28 protein-coding genes, 1 tRNA gene and 1 other RNA gene are annotated in these 23746 nt (G+C 48.0%); 22 read left to right on the top strand and 8 right to left on the bottom strand.

All coding sequences use genetic code 11. The annotated features are described in order from the left end of the window. The first annotated feature begins 13 nt into the window (after nucleotides 1–13). Nucleotides 14–1306 carry an acetyl-CoA hydrolase/transferase C-terminal domain-containing protein gene (locus QZ209_RS06555; RefSeq protein WP_294346036.1) on the top strand — a complete coding sequence of 431 codons (1293 nt, stop codon included), beginning with the start codon at nucleotides 14–16 and terminating at the stop codon, nucleotides 1304–1306. Nucleotides 1307–1370: 64 nt separating this feature from the next. Here the strand turns inward: QZ209_RS06555 and bchU are convergent, their stop codons facing one another. Beyond that, on the bottom strand, nucleotides 1371–2390 hold the full coding sequence (gene bchU / locus QZ209_RS06550; protein WP_294346033.1) for a bacteriochlorophyllide d C-20 methyltransferase BchU: 1020 nt from the start codon (nucleotides 2388–2390) through the stop codon (nucleotides 1371–1373). 344 nt (nucleotides 2391–2734) lie between these two features. Between bchU and QZ209_RS06545 the strand changes: the two genes are divergently transcribed. Continuing rightward, nucleotides 2735–2944 (top strand): hypothetical protein, encoded by a 210-nt coding sequence (locus tag QZ209_RS06545; RefSeq protein ID WP_294346031.1) that lies wholly within the window; start codon nucleotides 2735–2737, stop codon nucleotides 2942–2944. Here the strand turns inward: QZ209_RS06545 and pgeF are convergent. Next, nucleotides 2919–3680 carry a peptidoglycan editing factor PgeF gene (gene pgeF / locus QZ209_RS06540; RefSeq protein WP_294346028.1) on the bottom strand — a complete coding sequence of 254 codons (762 nt, stop codon included), beginning with the start codon at nucleotides 3678–3680 and terminating at the stop codon, nucleotides 2919–2921. The genes QZ209_RS06545 and pgeF overlap by 26 nt on opposite strands. Before the next feature lie 134 nt (nucleotides 3681–3814). On the opposite strand from pgeF, the gene galE reads away from it, so the two are divergent. The 14 genes from galE (at nucleotide 3815) to nadD (ending at nucleotide 12348) form a co-directional block, all read left to right on the top strand. Beyond that, entirely contained in the window at nucleotides 3815–4795 is a 981-nt protein-coding gene (gene galE, locus QZ209_RS06535; RefSeq protein ID WP_294346026.1) for a UDP-glucose 4-epimerase GalE, read from the top strand. 9 nt (nucleotides 4796–4804) lie between these two features. Next, nucleotides 4805–5602, top strand: a complete 798-nt coding sequence (locus QZ209_RS06530; protein WP_294346025.1) for a M23 family metallopeptidase — start codon at nucleotides 4805–4807, stop codon at nucleotides 5600–5602. A 13-nt stretch (nucleotides 5603–5615) separates the two neighbouring features. Further along, entirely contained in the window at nucleotides 5616–6041 is a 426-nt protein-coding gene (locus QZ209_RS06525) for a polymer-forming cytoskeletal protein (RefSeq protein WP_294346023.1), read from the top strand. Continuing rightward, complete coding sequence (locus QZ209_RS06520; RefSeq protein WP_294346020.1) at nucleotides 6038–6286, top strand: AtpZ/AtpI family protein; 249 nt, start codon at nucleotides 6038–6040, stop codon at nucleotides 6284–6286. The genes QZ209_RS06525 and QZ209_RS06520 overlap by 4 nt, the downstream gene beginning before the upstream one ends. A 29-nt stretch (nucleotides 6287–6315) precedes the next feature. Next, the gene (locus QZ209_RS06515) at nucleotides 6316–6702 is read left to right on the top strand and encodes a hypothetical protein (protein WP_294346019.1); all 387 of its coding nucleotides are present in this window, start codon (nucleotides 6316–6318) and stop codon (nucleotides 6700–6702) included. After that, on the top strand, nucleotides 6699–7712 hold the full coding sequence (locus QZ209_RS06510) for a F0F1 ATP synthase subunit A (RefSeq protein WP_294346018.1): 1014 nt from the start codon (nucleotides 6699–6701) through the stop codon (nucleotides 7710–7712). Before QZ209_RS06515 ends, QZ209_RS06510 begins: the two co-directional genes overlap by 4 nt. Before the next feature lie 111 nt (nucleotides 7713–7823). After that, nucleotides 7824–8060, top strand: a complete 237-nt coding sequence (atpE, locus tag QZ209_RS06505) for an ATP synthase F0 subunit C (RefSeq protein ID WP_110024025.1) — start codon at nucleotides 7824–7826, stop codon at nucleotides 8058–8060. 101 nt (nucleotides 8061–8161) lie between these two features. Continuing rightward, complete coding sequence (locus QZ209_RS06500) at nucleotides 8162–8689, top strand: F0F1 ATP synthase subunit B (RefSeq protein ID WP_294346013.1); 528 nt, start codon at nucleotides 8162–8164, stop codon at nucleotides 8687–8689. A 13-nt stretch (nucleotides 8690–8702) separates the two neighbouring features. Beyond that, nucleotides 8703–9242 carry an ATP synthase F1 subunit delta gene (gene atpH / locus QZ209_RS06495; RefSeq protein ID WP_294346010.1) on the top strand — a complete coding sequence of 180 codons (540 nt, stop codon included), beginning with the start codon at nucleotides 8703–8705 and terminating at the stop codon, nucleotides 9240–9242. 155 nt (nucleotides 9243–9397) lie between these two features. After that, nucleotides 9398–9470, top strand: a tRNA-Ala gene (locus QZ209_RS06490). A 156-nt stretch (nucleotides 9471–9626) separates the two neighbouring features. Further along, nucleotides 9627–10067, top strand: a complete 441-nt coding sequence (locus QZ209_RS06485) for a DsrE family protein (RefSeq protein WP_294346008.1) — start codon at nucleotides 9627–9629, stop codon at nucleotides 10065–10067. Nucleotides 10068–10264: 197 nt separating this feature from the next. Continuing rightward, complete coding sequence (locus QZ209_RS06480; protein WP_294346004.1) at nucleotides 10265–10516, top strand: DUF2892 domain-containing protein; 252 nt, start codon at nucleotides 10265–10267, stop codon at nucleotides 10514–10516. Between the two features lie 311 nt (nucleotides 10517–10827). Next, the gene (gene bamD / locus QZ209_RS06475) at nucleotides 10828–11727 is read left to right on the top strand and encodes an outer membrane protein assembly factor BamD (protein ID WP_294346001.1); all 900 of its coding nucleotides are present in this window, start codon (nucleotides 10828–10830) and stop codon (nucleotides 11725–11727) included. A gap of 12 nt (nucleotides 11728–11739) precedes the next feature. Then, nucleotides 11740–12348: a nicotinate (nicotinamide) nucleotide adenylyltransferase gene (nadD, locus tag QZ209_RS06470; protein ID WP_294345998.1), complete on the top strand. Its 609-nt coding sequence runs from the start codon at nucleotides 11740–11742 to the stop codon at nucleotides 12346–12348. A gap of 52 nt (nucleotides 12349–12400) precedes the next feature. Here nadD and argS read toward each other — a convergent pair whose 3' ends face one another. From argS to trpS, 3 genes are read right to left on the bottom strand one after another with little or no spacing between them, the layout of a single operon-like run. After that, nucleotides 12401–14056: an arginine--tRNA ligase gene (argS, locus tag QZ209_RS06465; RefSeq protein ID WP_294345996.1), complete on the bottom strand. Its 1656-nt coding sequence runs from the start codon at nucleotides 14054–14056 to the stop codon at nucleotides 12401–12403. A gap of 27 nt (nucleotides 14057–14083) precedes the next feature. Further along, entirely contained in the window at nucleotides 14084–14773 is a 690-nt protein-coding gene (locus QZ209_RS06460) for a beta-phosphoglucomutase family hydrolase (protein WP_294345993.1), read from the bottom strand. Nucleotides 14774–14806: 33 nt separating this feature from the next. Then, the gene (trpS, locus tag QZ209_RS06455) at nucleotides 14807–15829 is read right to left on the bottom strand and encodes a tryptophan--tRNA ligase (protein ID WP_294345990.1); all 1023 of its coding nucleotides are present in this window, start codon (nucleotides 15827–15829) and stop codon (nucleotides 14807–14809) included. 208 nt (nucleotides 15830–16037) lie between these two features. Between trpS and ffs the strand changes: the two genes are divergently transcribed. From ffs to fsa, 3 genes are all read left to right on the top strand, one after another. Continuing rightward, an RNA gene (ffs, locus tag QZ209_RS06450) (signal recognition particle sRNA small type) lies at nucleotides 16038–16136 on the top strand. A 199-nt stretch (nucleotides 16137–16335) separates the two neighbouring features. Continuing rightward, entirely contained in the window at nucleotides 16336–17394 is a 1059-nt protein-coding gene (locus tag QZ209_RS06445; protein WP_294345987.1) for a deoxyhypusine synthase, read from the top strand. A 138-nt stretch (nucleotides 17395–17532) separates the two neighbouring features. Continuing rightward, nucleotides 17533–18204 (top strand): fructose-6-phosphate aldolase, encoded by a 672-nt coding sequence (fsa, locus tag QZ209_RS06440; protein ID WP_294345984.1) that lies wholly within the window; start codon nucleotides 17533–17535, stop codon nucleotides 18202–18204. On the opposite strand, the gene QZ209_RS06435 is transcribed toward fsa, so the two are convergent. After that, the gene (locus QZ209_RS06435) at nucleotides 18191–18514 is read right to left on the bottom strand and encodes an MGMT family protein (RefSeq protein ID WP_294345981.1); all 324 of its coding nucleotides are present in this window, start codon (nucleotides 18512–18514) and stop codon (nucleotides 18191–18193) included. The genes fsa and QZ209_RS06435 overlap by 14 nt on opposite strands. Nucleotides 18515–18548: 34 nt before the next feature. Continuing rightward, entirely contained in the window at nucleotides 18549–19142 is a 594-nt protein-coding gene (locus QZ209_RS06430) for a septal ring lytic transglycosylase RlpA family protein (protein WP_294345978.1), read from the bottom strand. 173 nt (nucleotides 19143–19315) lie between these two features. Here QZ209_RS06430 and QZ209_RS06425 point away from each other — a divergent pair, with 173 nt between their 5' ends. From QZ209_RS06425 to QZ209_RS06415, 3 genes are all read left to right on the top strand, one after another. Next, nucleotides 19316–20074 (top strand): alpha/beta fold hydrolase, encoded by a 759-nt coding sequence (locus QZ209_RS06425; RefSeq protein ID WP_294345976.1) that lies wholly within the window; start codon nucleotides 19316–19318, stop codon nucleotides 20072–20074. Between the two features lie 227 nt (nucleotides 20075–20301). Beyond that, on the top strand, nucleotides 20302–21756 hold the full coding sequence (locus QZ209_RS06420; RefSeq protein WP_294345973.1) for an alkaline phosphatase: 1455 nt from the start codon (nucleotides 20302–20304) through the stop codon (nucleotides 21754–21756). A gap of 224 nt (nucleotides 21757–21980) precedes the next feature. After that, the gene (locus QZ209_RS06415; RefSeq protein ID WP_294345970.1) at nucleotides 21981–22967 is read left to right on the top strand and encodes a dihydroorotate dehydrogenase-like protein; all 987 of its coding nucleotides are present in this window, start codon (nucleotides 21981–21983) and stop codon (nucleotides 22965–22967) included. A 90-nt stretch (nucleotides 22968–23057) separates the two neighbouring features. Here the strand turns inward: QZ209_RS06415 and QZ209_RS06410 are convergent. Next, nucleotides 23058–23746: hypothetical protein (locus tag QZ209_RS06410; RefSeq protein WP_294345967.1), on the bottom strand; the 689-nt coding region annotated here is incomplete at its 5' end.

Genomic DNA, 23746 nt, shown 5'->3' with positions numbered 1-23746 from the left:
AGTTGAATAATTTATGAAATACCGGACAATATCGGCGGCAGAGGCGGTTACTGTCGTCGAGTCGGGAAACAGGGTTTTTCTGCAAACAGCTGCGGCTACACCGCAGAGGCTTATCGATGCTCTCGTTGGCCGGGCGGGTGAGCTGCGTAACGTTGAAATTGTAAGCCTTCATACAGAAGGCGATGCTGCGTATGTCCGTCCGGAGTATAGTGATAGCTTTAGGCTCAATGCCTTGTTTGTCGGCAGGAATGTGCGATCTGCCGTTCAGAAGGGGCTGGCAGACGCCATACCTATTTTTTTAAGTGATGTGCCGGCACTGTTTTACAGAAATGTCCTGCCTCTCGATGTTGCATTTGTTCATGTTTCTCCTCCGGACCGCCATGGATACTGTTCCCTCGGAGTATCGGTGGATGCGGCGCGGGCAGCGGTTCATACAGCAAAGACGGTTGTTGCACAGGTGAACCCGAATATGCCCCGGACACACGGTGAAGGATTGCTGCATGTGAGTCATATCGACTCCATGGTTGATGTTGACGATCCACTTCCTGAAGGTCCGAGTCATGAATTGACCGATATCGAACAAAAAATCGGACAGAATATTGCCTCCATAGTCGAAAACGGTGCAACTCTTCAGATGGGTATCGGCGCTATTCCCGATGCCACCCTTGCTGCGCTGATACATCATAGAGATCTGGGGATTCATACGGAAATGTTTTCCGATGGAGTTGTCGATCTTGTTGAAAAAGGTGTTATCACAGGAAGGTACAAATCTACCCATAATGGAATCATTGTCGCCAGTTTTCTCTTGGGATCGCGCAGGCTCTATGATTTTGTCGATGACAATCCGCTTGTTGAGATGTTCGGCTCGGACTATATAAACGATACCAAAGAGATCCGGAAGAATCCCAGGGTCACTGCAATCAACAGTGCCATTGAAATCGATATGACCGGGCAGGTTTGTGCCGATTCCATAGGGCATCGGCATTTTTCCGGTGTCGGGGGACAGATGGACTTCATTCGCGGTGCGGCGCTTTCTCCCGATGGAAAACCCATCATAGCGCTTCCTTCAGTTACCAAACGTGGTGAGTCCCGGATTGTTCCTGTGCTCAAGGCTGGAGCGGGAGTTGTGACCACAAGGGCTCATGTGCAATATGTCGTTACGGAATACGGGATTGTAAACCTTCACGGAAAAAACATGCGGCAGCGTGCCGAGGCGCTTGCAAGTATCGCTCATCCGGATTTTCGTGAAGATATCTGCCGGACAGCTCATGATCTTTACGGTGGTTACAGGAAGGTTTGCCCATAGAAACGAAAAAAGCAGTTTCCGCTGATAGAGAAACTGCTTTTCAATGAAATTTTTCGAGGAGTTTTTAGGCCGGTTTAACCGCCTCGACATAGAGGTGCTCGTAACGGCGGACCATACGAACATCCGTGAATCCGATTTTTTCGAGAATAGGCTTGTAATTTGACTGCTCCTTGAAGCCGAGAACCGAAAACGGCATACCGATTCCCATGATATAATGACTGAGATAGTCGTAGTTCGGGTGTTCCTTTTCATCGACTATCATATCGAGTACGAGTACTTTACCTCCAGCTTCGAGTGCGCTGAACGCCTTTGCACACATCATTTCGGTAAGCTGGTCATTTGCCGAATAGAGAATTCTGCAGAACATAACTGCATCGGCCGAAGGGTATTCATCCCTGTAAATGTCAACGGCGGCCCCCCTCAATCTGTCTCCAAGACCTTTTTCAGCAGCGTTTTCATCGACAAGCTCAATTGCTCCGGGCAGATTCAGAATGGTGGTGTCGAGCTGTGTGTACTTTTTGCCAAGTGCCGCCGAAATATCTCCTATGCCGCCTCCTACATCGATAAGTTTTTCGTTGGATGAGAGGTCGGCTTCTTCAAGTAGCAACTTAATTGCGAAATGAGCGTTGCGACGGTGTATCTCTTCGAAATAAAGATTTTCTTCTTTGGTTTTCGGAGGGTAAGAGGTTTCTCCTTTGTAATCGAGTTTGCCTCGTACAGCTTCAGCCATGTTCATATAGAAATTTTCGGCGGTATAAGCCATGGCTTTTGCAACGGGAACCATATAGAGATTCGGGTGCTCCTCGTTGGGAACGAACATGCTATTTGCGAAATCGGTCAAATTCCACTTGCCGTTTTCCTGCGCGGTGATTCCGACCTGACGAAGTGCTTCAAGCAACATTCCAAGCCGCTGCGGTACGGCACCGATATCTTCGGAAAGGGTTTCAACGTCTTTTGCTTCGCCGGCGAGATGAGTGAAAATGTCGAGTTCAAGTGCAGCCTTGAAACAGCCGAATTCCACGAGCCCCTTGAAAAGAATCTCGTTGGCTCGTTGATTACATTTCAGCAATTCAGTGTCATTCATGTTCAGGTAAGGCTAAAAGTTAAAGGCCTAAGCTGGTAAACGATATTCCCTCTGTCCCGGTGTTCGGCAAGTTCGGACATTCGATCAACTTAGGAATGATTGGAGTGGATTCCGATGTTTTTTTATATAAACCTCAATTTACCCCAAAAAGCGTTATGAAACAACTATAAGGAAAGCAGGTTGTTCCGTATACTTTGAGTATGGAAGCAGTTAAACGTGAAAGACATCGCTATTGTCTGTATCGGCGTTCGGTCTTTGACTGTGGTATGCTGATGGGTAACGTCCAGTGACTGGTAACGAGGCCGGGCGTCAAGGAAATGACGATGCCGTAAAGGAGGGTTGCTATGCTGTCGAGTCTTTCGAAACTGTCGGATGAACAGTTACAGGAGGTCAAAGCTTTGGAAAAAAGTATCGGCAAGACACTGTTGTCGTACTCGAGTTACGATGTCGTCGCCGACGATCTCACAGAAAAGGAATTGCTGCAGGTTAAAGAGCTGGAGAAAAAGCTCGGTACAGCTCTGGTAGTGGTCAGGAAGCCGAAGCAGGAGAGTTGATGCCGATCAAGGTTATCATTCGTCCGGTTTTTCCATTTTCCTTGCGGTATGAAAAGAAGTCGTTGTTGTTTTTTGCAGTACAGAACGGTGAAACTTCGATCGAATTACCGGGAATTCCTGCATCGAGCAACTGATCGACGTTGGCTGCAGCAAGATCGAGCATGAAGCGACCGTTGGGTGAGAGAGCGAGGTGCTTGCCGGCGAAATGGTCGGCTACATCCTTTCCAACCTCGTACTCACTTGCGGATATACCTGTGCCGATCCAGGCGAGACAGGCGGATGGTGATGTATCGAAGTGTTTCATCATAGCTTCGATTGTCCTTCCGATGATGTTTTCTGCAGTTCCTTTCCATCCCGCATGTGCGGCGCCTGCCGCTCGATGCTCATAGTCGAAAATGAGTACGGGAAAGCAGTCTGCTGTGAGTACGCAAAGAAAAATATTTTCCCGGTCGGTTATAAATGCATCGTATCCTGTACGATGTCCTCCCTCAAAGGCATGAAGAATCCTTGTTCCGTGTACCTGATCAGCGGTGACCAGTGACGAGGTGTCGACGTTCAGGTGTTCGCAGAGTATCGATCGGTTCTTGGCAACGTTTGCCGGATTATCGGGGGTATTGTGCCCGAGATTCAACGTTGCGAAAGGTGCCTGGCTCACACCGCCGTGACGAGTTGTTTGCAGGGCGTGGAGTCCGGGGATTTGCGAAAAGATTTCAGGTTGTATAAACAGCTTGTTCATCAGGCGCTCATGGCAAGATCTCGTGGGTACCCTGCGGTTTTATAGGGTATGGTACAACAATCGTTCAATTTAGGCGAAAGTGTTATCTTTGGCAAAGAGAACATAGGATGTTGAACGTAAACCATAATTGAAGCGTGAAAATACTAGTGATCGGCGGCGCAGGTTATATCGGGAGCCATGTAGCCAGGGAGTTCCTCGATAGAGGGTACGACGTAACGGTTCTGGATAACCTTTCTTCAGGAACACGCCGGAACCTCTTCGAAGAAGCAGTCTTTCAGCATGGTGATATCATGCAACCGTTACGACTACGTGAAATTATGGCGGAAGGTTATGACGGCTGTGTACATCTTGCCGCATTGAAAGCGGCAGGAGAGTCCATGATCGAACCGGAAGCCTATGCCCGGATGAATATAGCAGGTACGATAAACATTTTGAATGCAGCACTTTCGGCCGGGATACCGAATATGATTTTTTCGTCTTCAGCTGCGATATTCGGTTCGCCCAGATATTTGCCGATCGATGAAGAACATCCGAAAGACCCTGAAAACTTCTACGGATTCACCAAACTCGAGATCGAGCGATTGATGGAGTGGTACGATCGCCTGAAAGGATTGAAGTATGCCTCGATCCGTTATTTCAACGCAGCCGGTTATGATGTACGGGGGCGAATACAAGGCCTGGAAATGAAACCGGAAAACCTGCTGCCGATCGTAATGGAAACGGCAGCCGGAGTGCGTGAGGGGATGAAGGTATTCGGAGAAGATTACCCTACCAGGGACGGAACATGTATCCGTGACTACGTCCATGTGAGTGATCTTGCAGCAGCGCATGTGACGGCATTCGAGTATCTTGCTGAAAAAAAAGAGAGTCTGGCGGTGAACCTGGGCAGTGAAACCGGGGTCACGGTGCTGGAGATGATCGAGAGAGCACGTGAGATTACCGGACATGATATCCCGGCAGCCATGTCGGAAAGACGTCCGGGTGACCCGGCAGAGCTTGTTGCATCGTCGAAGAAGGCAAGAGCACTGCTCGAATGGCAACCTCGTTACAGCGATCTCGATACCCTGATCGATTCAACGTGGCAGGTGTATCGTCGTAATTTCAATGTAACCTGATCTTTTTCCATGGGAGCCCACCGCAAGAAAAAACCTGTTTATACGCTCAGTCTCATTCCCGTCGGAGGCAGGTCGAAGCCCGTAACGCTGTTAAAAGGTGTTCCGGCAACCTTCGTCATCGTCTTCTTGCTTATGCTGGGGTTGCTGATTTCCTTGGCTGGACTGATTTTTTTCGTAACCCCCTTATATACGATGCTTCCAGGATGGACGCTGCCAGTCCATCAGAAAGAGCTTGTCGCTCTCCAGGCAAAGCGAGTGGACAGCCTCATCGTTGAAATCGAAAACATGCAGGCATTCACTCAAAAAGTGGAGGGGATCATGTTTCAGGAAAAGGCAATGGTAGAGAATGAAGGCGGTGTCGGCGAAAGAGCCGGGCGAAGGGTTTTCGAAGCCGGCATCGTCCCTCCTCCATTTTCCGGTGGTGCGATCACTCCCGGAAAATTTACCGGTAGGTTGGTGACAGGTTCGATCTCACAACGATTCAAACCGAAAAAGAGCCACTACGGGGTGGATATCGCCACTGCACGAAACGAGCCGGTAGGGGCTGTTGCCGACGGTTCGGTGGTTTTTTCTGACTGGACGGGTACATTCGGGTATACAATAATCGTCGATCATGGTGAATACATGACGTTTTACAAGCATTGCAGTCAGCTTTTCAAAAAAGGAGGCGAGCAGGTGAAGCTTGGGGAAGTCATTGCACTTGCAGGTGATACCGGTCAGGAATCTTCGGGTGTTCACCTGCACTTTGAAGTCTGGAAGAACGGTATTCCCGTCGACCCGGAAGCCTATCTGAATTTTTCAATGTAAACAGGTGTACAATATGTTCAGTAAAAAAGGAAAAAAACGCAGATCCGGCTCGACCGGAGGCTTGACTCTTCTGATGGAAGGTACTTCTGTGCAAGGAGAACTTGCGGCTGATGGCGACATCAGGGTTGACGGGAACGTATCCGGCCAGGTTACCTGCAGATCAACGCTGATCATTGGCAGTGAAGGGGTCGTCGAGGGTGAAATAAGCGCCGAGAACATGAGGGTTGCAGGAAAGTTCAGTGGAAATGCCGAAATTTCCGGAGAACTTCGGCTTGAAGCCACTGCTGCAATCGACGGTGACCTGAGGGTTACAGCTCTCGACGTCGAGGACGGGGCGAAACTGAACGGTAGAGTTTTCATGAAACAGGATGAAGGGTTCAAAGAGCAGCTGCTGGAAAGAGAGCCCGAACCGCAGCTTTCAGGGTTGAAAAGCATATGAGGTCCGGCGAAAAAGAAAAATTTTCGGATTATTTCGGAAGATCTGTCCGGGCCTTGTCCGATTATCTCGGAATCGGTTTTCAAATTGCCGCCAGTTTTGCTTTTTTTGTCCTCGGAGGCTATTGGGTGGATGAGCAGCTGGGTACGTCTCCCCTGTTTCTGCTTATCGGCGTCGGGGCAGGATTGACGGGGATGATACTGCTTCTGATTAAAGTTGTGAAAAACGCGAACCGGAAAGGTCGGTAACATGGTAAACTTCAATTCTTTTGCATCTTATGAAACCGCTGTTTGATTTTCTGATAAAGATCCTTATCTTGTCCGTCATTTTATGGGGGGTGATATTCTGGAGCGCCACCGAGTATAACGTCGACCTCGGCTCTGTTTTTGTTGCCTGGATATTGATCGCTGCCAATTCTCTCATCGGTTACCTGCTGTTTGAGCGTGCATTTGACAAGTCTCAAGCCGAGTATACCAAGGTTGTTTTCGGAGGGTTGGTTGTAAGGTTGCTGGTGCTGATGGTTCTTGTTGCCTTTATCATCCTGCAGAGTCTCGTTGTGATCAATGACTTCGTTGTGTCGTTTTTCGCTTTTTACTGTATTTACGTGATTGTTGAAATTCTCGGATATCAAAAGAAGAACAAACAGAAAAAAAGAGTCGCATGAAACGGTTTAACGCTTTACAGTCCGGTGAGCTTGTCAGGGTTGTTGTGATGCTGATTATGTCTTTGCTTTTTGGCTTCGGTGCATCGGCATATGCATCTTCAGCAGAAGAACATAGTGAGGCTGTGGCGCATGAAGAGGCTGCGGTTCATGCTGATGCAGCTCATGGCGAAGCCGGTCATGGTGAAGAGGAGCATGGTAGTGCTGGAGATGTGATCATGCATCACATTCTCGACAGCAATCTCATGGAGTTCGACCCGTTCGGTAAATTCGCTCTTCCGAAACTGGTTATAGGTGGTTTTGACATATCCATCACTCGTCACGTTGTTTTTATGTGGCTGGCCGCTGCTATTCTGCTGCTTGTTTTCGGTTACGTCGGTAATCAATATAAATCGGTCAACAGCCGCAAGGCTCCGGGTGGTCTTGCCAATGCCATGGAGGCTCTTGTCGAATTTATCCGGCTCGATGTCGCAAAATCCAATATTGGCGAGGGGTACGAAAAGCACATGCCGTATCTGTTGACGGTGTTTGTTTTCATTCTTGTACTGAATCTGCTCGGTCTTGTTCCGTACGGTGCGACGGCGACAGGTAACGTCAATGTTACGCTGACGCTCGCTGTCTTTACCTTTTTTATCACCCAGGTTTCCGCACTCAAAGCACACGGCATCAAAGGTTACCTTGCGCATCTGACGGCAGGTACGCACTGGGCTCTCTGGATAATCATGATTCCAATCGAGGTCATCGGTCTGTTCACCAAGCCGTTTGCATTGACCATCCGACTTTTCGCGAATATGACGGCCGGACACATCATCATCCTCAGTTTGATTTTCATCAGCTTTATTCTTAAGAGCTATATCGTCGCGGTGCTCGTGTCGGTACCATTTGCGATTTTCATCTATTTGCTTGAAATCTTTGTTTCTTTCCTTCAGGCATTTATTTTCACGATGCTTTCCGCACTCTTTATAGGGCTTGCTTCATCGCATGAAAGTCATGATGCTGAGGCTGCGCATTGATCGGAAAGAGATAGTTCTTATTACCAGTTATATTTTGTACTTTTGTCAGGGTTTTAAACCGTTTTTTCAATAGATCTCAATACATAACAAATCATTGGAGGGAGTAAAAACATGGAAGGTTTGGGTAATGAAGGGTTGGGTTATCTGGGTGCCGGTATCGCCGCAGGTTTAGCTGTTCTTGGGGCAGGTCTTGGTATCGGTAACATTGCAGGCTCAGCTGCTGAAGGTACCGCTCGCAATCCTGAGGCAACTGCGGATATCCGTACAACCATGATCATTGCTGCCGCACTTATCGAGGGTGTTGCCCTGTTCGGTGAGGTTATCGCAGTGTTGCTGGTTTTGAAGTAAGCGGAAAAGTAATACATCATACGTCATGAGAACCGAATGCGGCTGTTATAATGATTTGCCGCATTCCGGATTTATTCAATCGTAAAGGAGAATAGTATTCCATGCTTACGTCAGGAATTATAGTGCTTAGCGGCGGCTTGCTCGACCCTAATCCCGGGCTTATTTTCTGGACGACCGTCACGTTCGTTATCGTGCTCTTTATTTTGAAAAAGTTTACCTGGGGCCCGATGCTCAACGCTCTTGAAGAAAGAGAAAAAGGGATTCAGGATTCTATCGATCGTGCGTATACGGCAAAAGAAGAGGCTGAAGAGGTGCTGAGAAAAAACAAGGCGCTTCTTGCAAAGGCTGATTCGGAAGCGGAAAAGATTGTCAGGGAAGGAAAAGAGTATGGTGATAAGCTCCGTGCGGAAATCACAGAAAAGGCTCATACGGAGGCTGCCAGAATGATTGCGTCTGCAAAAGATGAGATCGAGCAGGAAAAGCGCCGTGCTTTGATGGAACTGAGAACAGAAGTCGCTGATCTTGCTGTCAAAGGAGCCGAAAAAATTATTATGGCGAACCTGGATGCTGAAAAGCAAAAGAAAATTGTTGACAGCATGATTCAGGATCTGTCGCAAAACCGTAACTGAAAAGGTCCTGAAAATGTCAAGTACAATTGCGAGCAGGCGGTATGCCAAAGCGTTACTGGAGGTGGCCGAAGAGAGCGGTTTGGCTGAAGTGGTAGCCAAAGATCTCGAGGTGATTCGTGTGACTCTTGAGGGTTCACGTGACCTCGTTACGATGTTGAAAAGCCCTCTTATCAAGGGTGACACCAAAGCCCGTATTCTAAAAGAGGTTTTCAGCGGCCTGAGCGAAAAATCGTTGTTGTTCATCAACCTGCTCTGTAGAAAAAAGCGGGCATCGATACTGCAGGATGTTATCGATGAGTACTCCGCACTACAGGATGAACGGGGTGGCATTGTCAACGTTGCTGTTGCCAGTGCGGTCGAGTTGGACGACGAACAATCGAAAATGCTGATCGACGGTCTTGCAAAGTACACCGGTAAGAAAGTCAGGGCGAAATTATCTCTTGACAAAGCACTTTTGGGTGGCGTGACCGTTAAGATCGGTGATACGATTCTCGACAACAGCGTAAAACACCAGCTACAGCAGCTGAACAGTGCCCTTACCGAAAATGCATGATACCGGATCGGAAGAAGAGAGATATCATGATTTTTTAAAAGCCTGCTTTTCAATGCAGGCTTTTTTTCGATCCGGGTTCTGTCATCGGATATACCCAAAGAGCAGGGTGAGCGTTATCTGCGATTCTTTCCGCTTTTTTTGAAAGACTGTTACATGGGGCTTTAGCTCAGTTGGTAGAGCGTCTCGTTCGCAATGAGAAGGTCAGGGGTTCGACTCCCCTAAGCTCCACTGTCGGGTGCGTTTTCTCCCGATATCAATGTATCGACGCCTCTTTTTTTGTTTTTTTCGGGATAGAACTATCCCTATATTACGTCGCTTTCGGCTCTTTGTCGGAGGCATGCTCCATTATAATTTCATTTATGAACCCCAAAAGAAACGATTACTATGCGTGTATTTGGAAAAACCGTTACGGCACTTCTCTTGCTTGCAGCAAGCATTATGCCGCTTCAGGCGATGGCTTCTGACGATACAAAAGGACTCTTTGTCGTTGTAACCACCGGAGATGTTCAGACTCAGATGATGGCGATGGTGCTTTCAACCCAGACCGTCGAACAGGGCAAAAGCGTTCGTATGCTCTTGTGTGGTCCAGGTGGCGAGCTTGCCATGAAAAACAGTAAACAGACATTGGTCAAGCCACTTGACAAGTCACCGCAAATGCTGCTGAAAAATCTCATTAAAAAAGGCGTCACCGTCGAGGTGTGTCCACTTTTTCTTCCCAATAAAGGGGCTGCTCCGGATAAGCTCATCGAAGGTGTCTCTGTTGCGAAGCCACCGGTAGTTGCTCAAAGGCTACGGGAAGAGGGTATCAAACTCTTTACATTTTAAACGCAGCTCGGTTCCTGATTATTCAAGGTTGTTATGAAGCTTGTTCCGTAACCTCGACCTATTCGGATAGCCGGATGGGCAGGTGTTAAAAATCATGTGAGGATGTTGATATTACAGTCTGCAGGTTGTAATTTCAAGGATACATTGTAACACTACTTGTTTTTTAATAACAGCTTAAATATGAGGAGCCTGAAAACATGCAGAAAAACATCGGCGTTCTTGACAGAAACGTGAGAATCATCCTTGGTTCTGTAATGCTTATCGCAGGAGTGGTGTTTCAGGGTTGGTGGTGGCTCACCGGCCTCGTTCCATTGATTACAGGAATCGTGGGATTCTGTCCGCTCTATCCCTTAATGGGATTCAATACTGCAGGTGGTTACGGCTCTACTGGCGGCTATCTCGATCCATCTGTGAAGCCCGCCAAGCAGGAAAAACGCTTGCCTGTCTGACGGCTCGACAGAAGGAAAAATCGAGACTGTCTCATTTGTTCTGTAATTAGTTTTCATGTAGTCATCCCCGGGTTAGACCCGGGGATCCATTTTCCAGTGAATGCCATTATCGATATCGCTATCCCTGTGAAATCCGAACTACTGTTTCACGGGGGGCTACATGACTTTCTGCAGGAAACATTTGTATGATGAACGATAGACGTTACGCAGTGCTTTTGTGACAGCCTCTTTGCCGTGTTTGCTTTTGATTTTAAGCCGAATAGTCTTATTCTCTTACTTCATACATTTTTATGTTATTTACGGAGTGTGTTATGCTGGTTTCGAGATTTCTGATCAAACGAATGGCTCTGGTAGTCGGTCTATGTCTTGTTACAGGCGTGCTGTTTTCGGCATGTTCTTCGGTGAAACCCCCGAAGGATGGGGATGTTGTTGTACGATACGCCTATGCTCAGGAGCTTGTAGCAGAAGAGGATTATGACAAGGCTATCATTGAACTGGAGTCACTGATGTTCGATACAAGGGCGACCACCCTCGAGGATGACGTTCTGTTCGCCCTTGCAAATGCCTACTACAGTTCTGAACAGTTTCTGCTCGCAGTCGATATTTTCAACAGGCTGCTCGAGCAGACGCCGGGTTCGCCTTATGCAGAGGGTGCGCAGTTCATGCTGGCAAAATCTCATAAAGAGCTTTCACCGACGTTTTCTCGGGATCAGGAACATACGAGAAAAGCCATCCGTGAGTTTCAGCTTTATCTGGAGCTGTATCCTATCAGAGATCCTCAGCAACTGCAAAGTGATATCGAAATGTACACTGAACTTGTCGCGCTTAATCCCGACAATGCTCTGTACAAAAGAAATCTGGCTATTGCCGAGGCTCAGTATGCGCGACTCGATAAAGTGACGGAAAGCGCATCAAGCATTGGTGAGCTCAGGGAAAAACTGGCATTGAGCGAGTATTCCATTGCCGAACAGTATCAAAAACTTAAAAAGTATCGCGGGTCGATAGCATATTATGACAATGTTATTCGCTTTTACCCCGATACGATCTACTATGAAAAAGCGTGGTTCGGCAAGATCGGGGTGCTTATAAAGAGAGAAAAGTGGTTTGAGGCGCAAGCTGCTCTCGATGCATATGATCAGCAGTTTCCCGAAAACATGGAAAAGGTTGAGGATTATCGCAACAACATTGTAGAGCATTTCGAGAACGGATAGAGTGCATGAGCCGTGCAACTTGCTGTTTTTGGTGGAACATTCGACCCCCCGCATAATGGCCATCTTGCCTTGTGCCTCTATGCTAGGGAGCTCTTGGCGTTAAACCGGCTGGTTATTTCGGTTTCCAACAATCCTTTGAAAGAGAGCCCTCGATCATCTGACAGGGATCGGGTGCAAATGGCCGAATTGCTGGCTGAAACTGTTAACAGAACAGGAGCCATAGCTGAAGTTTGCAGTTGGGAAGTCAACCGTGCGTATCCCTCCTATACGATTGATCTCGTAACATATCTCGAAGAGATTTACTCATCATCGAACATCACCCTTTTGATCGGTGAGGACAACTACCGGAGCTTCCGCCACTGGAAGTCGTGGGAAGAGCTGATCCGGCGATGCAACATCGTTGTCTTCGGTAGAGAAACGGTGGATGGCGCGGGGGCTGAAGCAGCCAGCCTGGAAAAGCTTCACGAACAAAAATTTCACCGTATCGATTTCAATCTTCCATTATCCTCCACTGATATAAGGGATCGTATTGCCTCAGATCAAGATTGCTCTCAGCAAATCCCGGAGACCATTTGGCGATACATTGTCGATGAAGGCTTGTACCGGTCCACTGAAGAGTAAACGCCCTGCCTTTCCTTTATCTTGCCGGAAGGTTGTAATTGTTTTTTCTTCGTCACATTGATTCAGGTGCTGATATTCCAAGTATTCTGAATCCGTTGCGAAGAACCTGCCGGGTTGCAACGGAGAGGAAGATCCTTGCTGTACGGATATCCGGTTCTGCTTTGAGAATAGGGCATTCCTGATAGAAGCGGTGGTACAGCTCAGCTACGCCATGCAGGTACTCGACCATTTTCTGCGGTTCGAGAAATCTCCCACAGACGTCGATGACTTCGGGGAATTCAAGCAACATGAAGCCCAGCCGGATTTCGTGGTCGGAGGTCATTTTCCTCATGAGGTGCATCCCTTCGGTCGGAAGGATGAAACCGGCTTCCTGGTCAGCCATGCGAAGCAGGCTGCAGATACGGGCATGTGCATACTGGAGGTAGAATACCGGGTTGTCTTTCGATTGTTTTTTTGCCAGCTCTACATCGAAATTCAAGTGAGAATCCTTGCTGCGCATGATAAAGAAAAGCCTTGTTGCGTCGGGACCGACATCATCGATAAGGTCGTCCAGCAGGTCAGCGTTCCCTTTTCTGGTTGACATCTTGACCGTCTCACCATTGACGGTTGTGGTTACGAACTGATTGATGGCGACACGAATACGGTCTGTATCGTAGCCAAGGATTTTCAAGGCTTCTATGATGTCGGGATATTCATCGATATGATCGGCTCCGAAAATATTGACGATCTCGGAAAAGCCCCGTTTGAATTTCGTGATATGGTAAGCGATGTCCGGGAGACGGTAGCTGGGTTCTCCGCTGGACTTGACGAGAACCTTGTCTTTTTCCTGTCCGAGTTTCGAGGTTGTAAACCAGGTCGCTCCGTCATATTCGTCGATGTATCCTTTTTCTCGGAGCAGGTCGATCACCTGCCTGTTCGGTGATTGTTCGCTCTCATCCGGAAGGTAAAGCTTGTGCTCGTTGAAGTAACTGTCATGGGTTATGTCCAGGCGGTGAAGTGTACTTTTGATATGGGTGAAAATATAGGTTTCAGCGGTTTGCTTGAACGGAGCGAGATCGTCTGATTTGAGCAGAGCATTGCCTTGTTTTTCAAAGAGCTTTTCGGCAATGACTTTGATATAGCCGCCTTGATAATGGGTTTCAGGGAAATCGATCACCTCTCCGCAAAGCTCGAGGTAACGAAAACGAACCGATTCGGCAAGAATTGTCATCTGCCTGCCTGCGTCGTTGAAATAGTATTCCCGGGTAACGGTATACCCCTGTGCTTCGAGGATGTTTGCTATACAATCACCGAGAACGCCGCCTCTTCCCCGGCCTATGGTAAGCGGTCCTGTAGGATTTGCGCTGACATACTCGACAATGGCGGTTTTGTCTTGCCCGACAAGGCTCTGCCCGAATCCATCGCCTTCGGTGATGGCTTGTTCGAGCAACTGCATGATGAATGCAGGCTCGAGGTAGAAATTAATGAATCCCGGACCGGCGATTTCTGTTTTCCGCACAGTTCCCGGTTCGAACGAGAGCTTTTCGGCGATCTCTTGTGAAAGCTGGCGAGGGTTTTTTCGGCACTCTTTAGAAAGCACGAGGGCGATATTCGTTGAAAAGTCGCCGAACTTGTTGTCCGCCGGTTTTTCTAACTGAATATCTTTTTCTGTTGTGATGCCTGCTGTTTTCAGGGCTGTTCGTATGTGTTCTATAAAATATTCCCGCATGTCGAGAGTGTTGTTGCCTTAGCTTGCTTATGGTTGTACGATACAGGATTTTTCAAGGATTGTATCAGGAGAAAGGGCTGTAAAATCATCGATGACAGCCATGACGCCCGGACGGTCCCGCATGATCTCGGCTGGATTTGTCGTTGCGAGTGCAACGCTTTTCATACCGGCAGCATTAGCTGCTTCGAGACCTGGCAGTGCATCCTCGAAAACAATGCACCTGGCCGGTTCGGTTTCGAGAAGTTCCGCCACGCGCAGAAAAATGTCAGGATGGGGTTTTCCATACCGTACCTGATGTGATCCAACGACAGCATTGAACCGGTTTTTCAGGCCGGGAATACCAAGTGTATATTCGATGTTCCTCGCTCCTGCACCTGTACCGACTCCAAGTTTGATCATCATTGATTCAGCTTTGTCGAGAAACGCTTCGAGTCCTTCAATCGGACGGATTTCATCTCTGTACATGAACCGGTAGAGAAAATCTTTCAGTTCCGTGAGTTTTTCGGCCTTTTCAGGTGTTATGTCTTTGTCGAGAAAATGACGAAGAACATCGAGTCCTTTCATTCCGGCAGTTTCACGGAGATAACGATCGGGATCGAGGCCTTCGAGTCCGTAATCTTGGAAAAGCTCCACCCATGAGCGGGCATGCATGTGCATGTTGTCGACGAGAACACCATCCATATCGAAAATGAAAGCAAATGTATCGTTGTGTGGCACGCTGTTGATTCCTGTCGTTTGTTTATTGTTATTTTAACCTATTTTCATCGCTTCCCTGACTTGACGCATGGTTTCTTCTGCAACCATGCGGGCACGATTTTCACCGGTCAGAAGTATTTCTTTCACCATATCCGGTCGGGCAACATATTCTGAGCGTTTTTCGAGAATCGGGGCTAATTCTTCGGAAATGGCAGTAGCGCAAAGCTTTTTGCAATCAACGCAGCCGAGAGCACCTGACCTGCAATCCCTTTCGATTTGCTCAACCCTTTTCGAATCTGAAAACTTGCAGTGGTAACTGAAAACGGTGCATACTTCCGGGCGTCCGGGGTCGTTTTTTCTGATCTTCTGCGTATCGGTTACAGCTTTACGAAGCTTTTTCTGAACTTCTTCAGGTGAGTCCGACAGAAATATGGTATTGCCAAGGGATTTTGACATCTTCATTTTGCCATCGAGACCGGCAAGACGCGAGAACTTTGTGATTTTGGGTTCCGGTTCTTCAAAAACATCTCCAATTTCAGGATGTTGATACTGTTTGTTGAAACGCCGGGCAATCTCTCTGGTTATTTCAACGTGTGGTAACTGGTCCTCCCCAACCGGAACGATATTTCCCTTGTAGAGCAAAATATCTGCAGCCTGAAGAACGGGGTAGCCCAGGTGTCCATAGGAAATCGCTTCCATATTGAGGTCTCTTACCTGATCTTTCAGCGTCGGGTTTCGTTCAAGCCTCGAGGCAGTGATGAGCATTGCATAAATCAGGAATAGCTCGGTATGCTGTTTCACTCTGGATTGCCTGAAAATCGGACTTTTTTCAGGATCGACGCCTGCAGCAAGCCAGTCGATCACCATGTCGATGGTGCAGTCAAAAATATCAGCAGTTTCAAGCGATGTCGTAAGGCTGTGATAGTCGGCTATCAGGAAATAGGTTTCAAACACTCTTTTCCTGCCGGCATCGAGCTCGTTTTGCCTTGCCACCCAGTTTTCAAGTGCACCGGTGTAATGACCCAAATGCAGCTTTCCGGTCGGGCGCATACCGCTTAAGATTCTTTTTTGACCCATAATTTTATCATAATCGGAGCGTACGTCGAAGCACGACTCCAGTCAGTAAGCTCAGGCTGTCAGTTCTGTCAAATGCACTGGAAGTTATAACAGTTGCCAGAAAGATAAAAGGGGTTTGTCGGGATCGTAGGGGATTTATTTGATTTTTATTTGTGCAAAATGATTTTTTCGTGCTATATTTACAGCCCTTCACATAACGAGAATTTGAGAGCAAGTCCTATACAACATTCTGTTGCCCAACCATGTCAGGTCCGGAAGGAAGCAGCATCCGGTAATTTGAATGTGTGATATAGTAAGCTTGCTCTCTTTTTTTTATCCTGATCCATCGTTCGCAATCGCTTTGCCTGAATAACTTTTTATTTATTTTTCCTCCATTGGAATCCGCTGTTGTCATTGGCGTTTCCTGTATGGGAGGGCTTTTCTCATTCGGGAATCAGGGACGGTTTATCGTGAAAAGGAAAGCAAAACAGTATACAAGGGTTACAAACAGAAAAAGAAGAAAAAGTATGCTTACAAATGTAAAAAGAGAAGATCTGCTCAAAGAGCCGGTCAGGCATATCGATATCAAGTCGTTTGATGTTGTCCCGCTTGTCGACCAAATGGGAGATACCGCGTTTCAGGCCAGGAACCTTGCCAGGGCTGCGTCGATTCTTGACAGGATGCAGCGGGATGAGGATTGCGCGGTGATTCTGACGCTGGCAGGTTCGCTTGTCAGCGCGGGTCTCAAACAGGTCATTATCGATATGATCGAGCACAACATGATAGACGTCATTGTCTCGACCGGTGCAAATATCGTTGACCAGGATTTCTTCGAAGCACTGGGATTTAAACACTACAAAGGAGATCCCCTTGCGGACGATACTGTTCTCAGGGAGCTGCATATCGATCGTATTTACGATACCTATATCGATGAGGATGAGCTTCGAATCTGTGATGACACCATGGCTGTTATCGCCAATTCCATGAAACCGGGTGCATACTCTTCAAGGGAGTTTATCATGGAGATGGGCCGCTATATCGCAGAAAAGAACCTTGACCGGAACTCGATTGTCTATAAGTCCTTTGAAAAAGGTGTACCGGTTTTTGTCCCGGCGTTTTCTGATTGTTCGGCAGGTTTCGGGCTTGTTCATCACCAGTGGAACAACCCCGGGGCGCAGGTTTCCATAGATTCCGTAAAGGATTTTCGTGAGTTGACCGGAATCAAGATAGCTAATGATAAAACAGGCATCTTCATGCTTGGTGGTGGAGTTCCGAAAAACTTTACGCAGGATATCGTCGTTGCTGCCGAAGTGTTGGGTTATGAAGAGGTGTCGATGCACACCTATGCCATTCAGGTTACCGTTGCAGATGAGCGTGACGGAGGGTTGTCGGGCTCGACACTGAAGGAGGCAAGTTCCTGGGGTAAGGTCGATACTGTTTTCGAGCAGATGATTTTTTCAGAAGCGACCATTGCCTTGCCGCTACTTGCCGGCTACGCGTATCACAAGAAAGGGTGGGCGGCGCGTAAGCCGAGAAACTTCAACGCCTTTCTTGCCGAAGAAGCGGAAGGTGTGAAAAATTGTTAATTTTTAGGGCATTTTTTGTGTTGCATCATTACCGCATGTCGGGGGCAGGAACACTTGTCGTAAGACCCTGGATTTGTGAAGGTTTGCAATAAAACTATGTAAACACAAACGAAGTAATAATAAATAACGGAGCCAGAGATGAAATTTTTTATCGACACAGCCAATCTTGATGAAATCAAGGCGGCCAACGATCTAGGGGTTCTCGATGGTGTGACCACCAATCCATCCCTTGTGGCTAAAATCGTGAAGGATCCCGAGAATTTTACCTACGAGGACTTCAAGAGCCATATCGCAACGATCTGCGATATTGTCGATGGCCCGGTAAGTGCAGAAGTTACAACACTTACTGCCGATGAGATGATCGCTCAGGGTGAGGAGCTTGCCTCGATTGACGACAATGTGGTAGTCAAATGTCCGCTGACGATCGAGGGCCTCAAAGCTATGCGTCATTTGTCCGGAAACGGCATCAGGATCAATGCCACACTTGTTTTTTCGCCAACTCAGGCAATTCTTGCGGCCAAGGCAGGGGCGTCATATGTCAGTCCGTTTGTCGGACGTCTCGATGATATCAGCACGGAGGGTATGGCTCTTGTCGAGCAGATAGTTAGAATTTATGATAACTACAGGTATCCCACGGAAGTGCTCGTTGCAAGCGTTCGTCATCCACAGCATGTTGTCGAGGCTGCCATGATCGGAGCTGATGTCGCAACCATACCGTTCAACGTTATCGGTCAGCTTGCAAAACATCCTCTGACCGATAGCGGTCTCGAGCGGTTCATGAAAGATGCGGCCGTTATTAGGAATGACTGAAGCGGAAAAGGTGTCGGTCAAGGTCTACCGATCCGTCTGGCCTGAATGTTACACCTTCGGTTTCAAGCATCTGGCGCATGGTATCCGGAGTGAAAAAATGACCTTTACCGGTAAGTTCTCCGTTACGGTTGACAACTCTGTGGGCGGGAACTGTGGCAATATCGGCTTTGTTGAGTGCCCAGCCGACCATTCTTGCCGCTGAACGGAGGCTTATCTGTTCTGCAATGATGCCGTAAGTGGAGACATACCCAGCCGGAATCTGTCGAACGAGGTCATAAACCTGTTTATAGAACGTTGCTTTGGTTGTCATGGAAAGATCACAGCGACAACTGGTTATGGCACTGTCAGGTTCCGGTATCGGCAGTCAAGGAAACTACTTCGACCGAAACCATGGCAGTGCCTTTTTCATAAAAACCGAGCTTTTTAGCCGCACCTGCGCTTAGATCGATTATCCTCTCATGAGCAAAAGGTCCACGGTCATTAACTCTTACGATGATCGACCGTTTCGTTTCGAGATTGGTAACACGGACATTGATAGGCAGCGGCAGGTATTTATGGGCAGCGCTCAATTTATCAGGATCGAACTTTTCTCCGTTGGCGGTTATTTTTCCACCGTCTTTTTTTCGGGTTTCTTCACCGTACCACGATGCTATTCCTTTTTCCTTGTAGTTTCTCGATTCTTCGACACTCATCGGTACATAAGTCTTTCCATAAACCACATAGGGGGCATTTTTCACTCGGCCCTGCCTGATCGCTTCTTCCGGGGAGAGGCCGTCGATCGATTCTATTTCATCATGGGTGAAAGGCGACACTACGGTCTCAACCGCGAATTTTCCAACAGAATAGGCGGCTTTTGCCGTGGTTTTTACAACTGAACATGCATTCAGCGTGGATACAAGCGCTACCCATAGGAGCAGACGTTGTTGCAATTTTGCCACAAGCTCATCCAAGAAACGGTTACAAGAAAGGTTCCCTATAAGCAAAAAATAGCGAAAAGGAATGACATTTTCCATGCGGGCGGAGTCACTCCCGACCGCAAAGGTTTGAATATAAGATATGGAATGGTGTTATTGTATAGGTATCTGATCACGCAACGAGTTGAGGAGTTTTCATGAAAAAGGATGCGTTTGGAGTGCTTATCGTTCATGGTTTTACCGCGACCCTCGACAGTGTTAACTCGCTTGTTGAGCCTCTTGAACAGTTACATCTTCATGTCAGTGTACCGGTTCTCAAAGGGCACGGTGAAATGTCACCCGAAAAGCTCCGTGGAGTGACATGGCGGGACTGGATGCAGGATGCTGAAACCGCCTTTCGAGAGCTATCGGAAAAAGTCGATAAAATTTTTGTTATTGGGCATAGCATGGGGGCTCTCATTGCTCTCAATCTGGCAACGAAATACCAGGGAGGGCAGCTCGATTCGGTTGTCTTGGCAGCTCCGGCATTTCGTTTGGTCTCGATGCTGGGCCCAGGGCGGCCTTTGCACTTCCTTGCCCCTGTGTTGCAGACATTTATCAAAAGCTGGGATCTTCGTGTCGCGCTCAGCGATAATGATGAAAAAAGCCGTTCAGTACATTACCATTGGGCCCCGACGGATGCGATCATGTCATTTTTCGACTTGATATCCTTTACCGAATCCCGCCTGCACGATATTCGATGCCCTATGCTTATTCTCCATAACCGCAATGATCAGACTGTTACCCGGAACAGTTCGGAGATTGTGTTCAAAGGGGTGGCGACAGCATCGTCAGATAAAGATATTGTCTGGCTCGAACATTCGGAACACCAGATGTTCTGCGATTGTGAAAAAAAGAGAGCGATCGATGCTATCATCGAGTTCATGCAATCCCGGATCAGCAAAGCCACCGGATAAGTATCCCGCATGTATTTCTCCTTCTAAAAGATGTGTTATAACATTTACATTGTATTTTCATCCTCTGAGCAATCTTCCTTTGCGATAACGAGGTGCCATCCGCTTTCTTTTCTTAACTATGTTTCCTGTAAGGAGTTTGTATTGAATTCAATGCACGGGTTTCAGCGGTATCATTGACGATAAGGCGGAACTTGTGACTCGATGCTAACCTATTGTAATTATCAAGCATGATGAAACGATTTCGCTGCCTGTCGAAAATGTCAGGAATTCGGTTGACTGGTATACTGGTTCTCCTCACCATGTTCTTTACGGTTTCCTGTAGCACGACAGGCAGGGTGCAGCCGGAGAGCGTGAAAGAAGCCGACGGTATTCCCAAATATATTTTTTATTTCATCGGTGACGGTATGGGCATGGCGCATGTCAAGATAGCCGAAGCTGTTCTTGAAGATGATCAGGTGCTTTTGATGACTACGTTGCCTGTTTCGGGAATGGCCTCGACACATGCGGAAAATCGCTACATCACCGGTTCGGCCGCTGCAGGAACAGCACTTGCGACAGGGCACAATACCACTATCGGCACGATAGCGAAAAGCGGAAACCATTCGACGAGTCTGAAAACCATTGCTGAAATGTCGAAAGATAACGGTATGCGGGTTGGAATTGTTTCAAGCGTCAGCATAGATCATGCAACACCTGCCTGTTTTTATGCACATACGGACAACAGGAGCATGTATTCCGACATTGCCGTTCAGATGGCATCGAGCGGTTTTGATTATTTCGGGGGAGGGTACGCCCGTGCAGACATGGAAAACGGAAAGCCTCTCGGCAAGCTGATCACAATCATGCAGGACAGCGGTTATACCGTTATTCAAGGGTGGGAGGCTCTCGGTAAGGCGATCCCCGGACAAAAATATTGGGCATTCGAGAAATTTGATGGAAAGGGTGCTCTCGAATATGCCATCGACAGGGCCCCCGACGGGCTCACACTTGCAGACTTTACAAGAAATGGGATCAGGCTTCTTGACAATGAAAAGGGCTTTTTTCTGATGGTCGAGGGGGGGAAGATCGATTGGGCGAGCCATGCCAACGATGCCGCCACCGTGGCCCATGAAGTAGTTGATTTTGACCTGGCGATAGCGGAGGCTCTCGAATTTTATCATGAGCATCCCTCCGAGACGCTGATCGTGGTTACCGCGGATCATGAATGCGGCGGGCTTGCTCTTGGATATGCTGACAAGGCATATGAGAGCGATATCGGTCTTCTGCTCAATCAAAAACTTTCTGCACAGGTGTTTGCCGGCAAGGTTGCGCAATGGGTAGAAAGGGAAAATGTCAGTTTTCCAATGGCTCTCGACAGCGCAAAAGTGTATTTCGGGCTTGGTAACGAGCAGCTTGATCCGGCACTGGTATTGACCACCGAAGAGAAAATGGCGTTGAAGCAGGCCTATACTGCAAGTATGAGTGGTCATAGCGGTGGACAGACATATAAGGGAGACCCTTTGACCGTATCGCTGACGAAGCTGCTGAACCATAAAGCCGGTATAGGGTGGACAACCGGCAAACATACTGCTCTGCCTGTACCGGTGTTCGCTATAGGCCAGGGTGCCCGGGAGTTTTGCGGGATTTATGACAACACGGATATTGCAAAGAGGATTATCAACGTTGCCGGATTGATTCCTTGAGGCTCCGCTGGCGGGGTTCTCTGTACGTCAGGATACCGTTGTTTTTGTTGACTGGCAGGAAAAATGCCGAAAGCTTATTTCACAGTAAAATAGTCGCTATCTTCATGAATACTGCTGAGTTCGGCTGAGGGGTATACATTTTGTCACTGTCAAAGCCGGGTTATTGCCGGGCATACTGACCGTGATCGGTTCAGGTGTTAACATAAAGGATCATTGGAGGATATATGGCTGATGTATCGACGACATATATGGGATTGAACCTGAAAAACCCTTTGATTGTAGGGAGCTCAGGTATGACGGAATCAATCGAAAGTGTCTGTAAGGCTGCCGAATCCGGCGCCGGCGCGGTTGTTTTGAAATCGCTTTTCGAAGAGCAGATTCATCATGAATCGGGATATACCATCCAAACCAATGAGCAGCTGTATTACTATGCTCAGGCGGAAGAATACATTCACAGTTATACCCGTGGAAACGATCTCAAAAACTATCTCGATCTCGTAAACGGGTGCAAGGCTGCCGTAGATGTTCCCGTCATCGCAAGCATCAACTGTATTTCCGCATCGGAATGGACGGAGTTCGCTTCCCAGATTCAGAGGGCAGGGGCTGACGGGCTCGAGCTCAATATTTTTCTGCTTCCTTCGGATCCACGTAAGGAGAGTGGACAGAACGAGCAGGTGTACCTCGATGTGCTCGAAAAAGTAACGAGGCAGGTCAGTATTCCGGTTGCAGCTAAAATAAGCTATTATTTTTCGGGGCTTGCCAACATGGTAGGAAAAATGGCAGCTACCGGTACGAAAGGACTCGTGATGTTCAACAGGTTCTTTTCTCCCGATATCGACATCGAGACTTTCGAAGTGAAAAGCTCACATGTTTTCAGCACACCCGAAGAACTTGCGATTTCACTGCGCTGGGTGGCGATGCTTTCTTCCAGAACACCCTGTGATATATCGGCTTCGACAGGAATTCATAACGGAGAAGCCTTGATAAAACAGCTGCTTGCCGGGGCAAAAACCGGCCAGATCGCCTCGGTGCTGTACCGGAAAGGGTATACAGCGATCGGCACGATACTCGAAGAGTTGCATGACTACATGGAACGGCACGCTTTTTCGTCTCTTGACGAGGTTATCGGTAAAATGAGCTTCGGGAGGGCAGAAAACCCTGCAGCCTATGAGCGGGTACAGTTCATGAAATATTTCAGTGGAATATCGTGAGCTTCGCGTTCGGTTGTAAAGCGCAAAGGCCCCGGAACATGCCAGGACCCCTGCGAAAAGAAACGAAAGCCGAAGAGAAGAAGAGCGAGTTTATTTGGAAGCCAGACGAGGGCTCTGCAGCTGATCGATAACCTTGGAGATGAACGATTCCAGTTCAGCGGGGAACCTATCCGAGTTCAAGCCATAGTCAGGAGCGGTGAAGTAAGCGAAAGCCTCGGCCCAGTACTCGATGAGGTTGGTGTTGGCATAGTTGCTGGGGCTGAAGCCGTGCAGATCCTTCATTCTGTTGACCAGATCCCTCCATTCCCTGCCGGTGACATCGAGCCTGTTGTCGATAACGTGACCGAACTCGTGGCGAAGCGTGTGCTCGAGTTTTTTGGAAGAAAAAACGATCTCATCCCTTCTGTCATTGTAGAACCCCCTGTTGGTATCGGTAACGTAGACAACATTGACCCTCGGCAACTCGATACCGAAAGCGGATTCGACGCGAAGCAATTCGCGGTTGATCCTGTTGAGTTTCTCGAGGCGCAACTCGGGAGAAACCTTCTTACCGAAGCGTCCGTAGCCCTTGTAAGCGATGAAGTTGAACGACTGTTTCGCGGAAGCCTCGGCATCGGCAAGAGAAGAAGCAGGCGAAAAGCTGGAATCGGCGAAAACAGGAGCAGCGGTGAACAAGGAGACTGCGATAGAGGCAGTGGCGATTAGGGAAGTGATAAAAGTGCGTTTCATGATGACTCTCCGGCTAAGATTCGTTGACGTTTCTACAGGAGAAGAGACAA

The sequence above is a fragment of the Prosthecochloris sp. genome (assembly GCA_015482705.2).
Lineage (GTDB): Bacteria > Bacteroidota > Chlorobiia > Chlorobiales > Chlorobiaceae > Prosthecochloris.
This window is presented reverse-complemented; position numbering and strand designations above follow the sequence as displayed.

What these genes read in the sequence shown, in the direction of transcription:
- QZ209_RS06555 (WP_294346036.1), top strand. Translation starts at nt 14, where the DNA reads ATGAAATACCGGACAATATCGGCGGCAGAGGCGGTTACTGTCGTCGAG.
- bchU (WP_294346033.1), bottom strand. Translation starts at nt 2,390, where the DNA reads ATGAATGACACTGAATTGCTGAAATGTAATCAACGAGCCAACGAGATT.
- QZ209_RS06545 (WP_294346031.1), top strand. Translation starts at nt 2,735, where the DNA reads ATGCTGTCGAGTCTTTCGAAACTGTCGGATGAACAGTTACAGGAGGTC.
- pgeF (WP_294346028.1), bottom strand. Translation starts at nt 3,680, where the DNA reads ATGAACAAGCTGTTTATACAACCTGAAATCTTTTCGCAAATCCCCGGA.
- QZ209_RS06530 (WP_294346025.1), top strand. Translation starts at nt 4,805, where the DNA reads ATGGGAGCCCACCGCAAGAAAAAACCTGTTTATACGCTCAGTCTCATT.
- QZ209_RS06525 (WP_294346023.1), top strand. Translation starts at nt 5,616, where the DNA reads ATGTTCAGTAAAAAAGGAAAAAAACGCAGATCCGGCTCGACCGGAGGC.
- QZ209_RS06520 (WP_294346020.1), top strand. Translation starts at nt 6,038, where the DNA reads ATGAGGTCCGGCGAAAAAGAAAAATTTTCGGATTATTTCGGAAGATCT.
- QZ209_RS06515 (WP_294346019.1), top strand. Translation starts at nt 6,316, where the DNA reads ATGAAACCGCTGTTTGATTTTCTGATAAAGATCCTTATCTTGTCCGTC.
- QZ209_RS06510 (WP_294346018.1), top strand. Translation starts at nt 6,699, where the DNA reads ATGAAACGGTTTAACGCTTTACAGTCCGGTGAGCTTGTCAGGGTTGTT.
- atpE (WP_110024025.1), top strand. Translation starts at nt 7,824, where the DNA reads ATGGAAGGTTTGGGTAATGAAGGGTTGGGTTATCTGGGTGCCGGTATC.
- QZ209_RS06500 (WP_294346013.1), top strand. Translation starts at nt 8,162, where the DNA reads ATGCTTACGTCAGGAATTATAGTGCTTAGCGGCGGCTTGCTCGACCCT.
- atpH (WP_294346010.1), top strand. Translation starts at nt 8,703, where the DNA reads ATGTCAAGTACAATTGCGAGCAGGCGGTATGCCAAAGCGTTACTGGAG.
- QZ209_RS06485 (WP_294346008.1), top strand. Translation starts at nt 9,627, where the DNA reads ATGCGTGTATTTGGAAAAACCGTTACGGCACTTCTCTTGCTTGCAGCA.
- QZ209_RS06480 (WP_294346004.1), top strand. Translation starts at nt 10,265, where the DNA reads ATGCAGAAAAACATCGGCGTTCTTGACAGAAACGTGAGAATCATCCTT.
- bamD (WP_294346001.1), top strand. Translation starts at nt 10,828, where the DNA reads ATGCTGGTTTCGAGATTTCTGATCAAACGAATGGCTCTGGTAGTCGGT.
- argS (WP_294345996.1), bottom strand. Translation starts at nt 14,056, where the DNA reads ATGCGGGAATATTTTATAGAACACATACGAACAGCCCTGAAAACAGCA.
- trpS (WP_294345990.1), bottom strand. Translation starts at nt 15,829, where the DNA reads ATGGGTCAAAAAAGAATCTTAAGCGGTATGCGCCCGACCGGAAAGCTG.
- QZ209_RS06445 (WP_294345987.1), top strand. Translation starts at nt 16,336, where the DNA reads ATGCTTACAAATGTAAAAAGAGAAGATCTGCTCAAAGAGCCGGTCAGG.
- fsa (WP_294345984.1), top strand. Translation starts at nt 17,533, where the DNA reads ATGAAATTTTTTATCGACACAGCCAATCTTGATGAAATCAAGGCGGCC.
- QZ209_RS06435 (WP_294345981.1), bottom strand. Translation starts at nt 18,514, where the DNA reads ATGACAACCAAAGCAACGTTCTATAAACAGGTTTATGACCTCGTTCGA.
- QZ209_RS06425 (WP_294345976.1), top strand. Translation starts at nt 19,316, where the DNA reads ATGAAAAAGGATGCGTTTGGAGTGCTTATCGTTCATGGTTTTACCGCG.
- QZ209_RS06420 (WP_294345973.1), top strand. Translation starts at nt 20,302, where the DNA reads ATGATGAAACGATTTCGCTGCCTGTCGAAAATGTCAGGAATTCGGTTG.
- QZ209_RS06415 (WP_294345970.1), top strand. Translation starts at nt 21,981, where the DNA reads ATGGCTGATGTATCGACGACATATATGGGATTGAACCTGAAAAACCCT.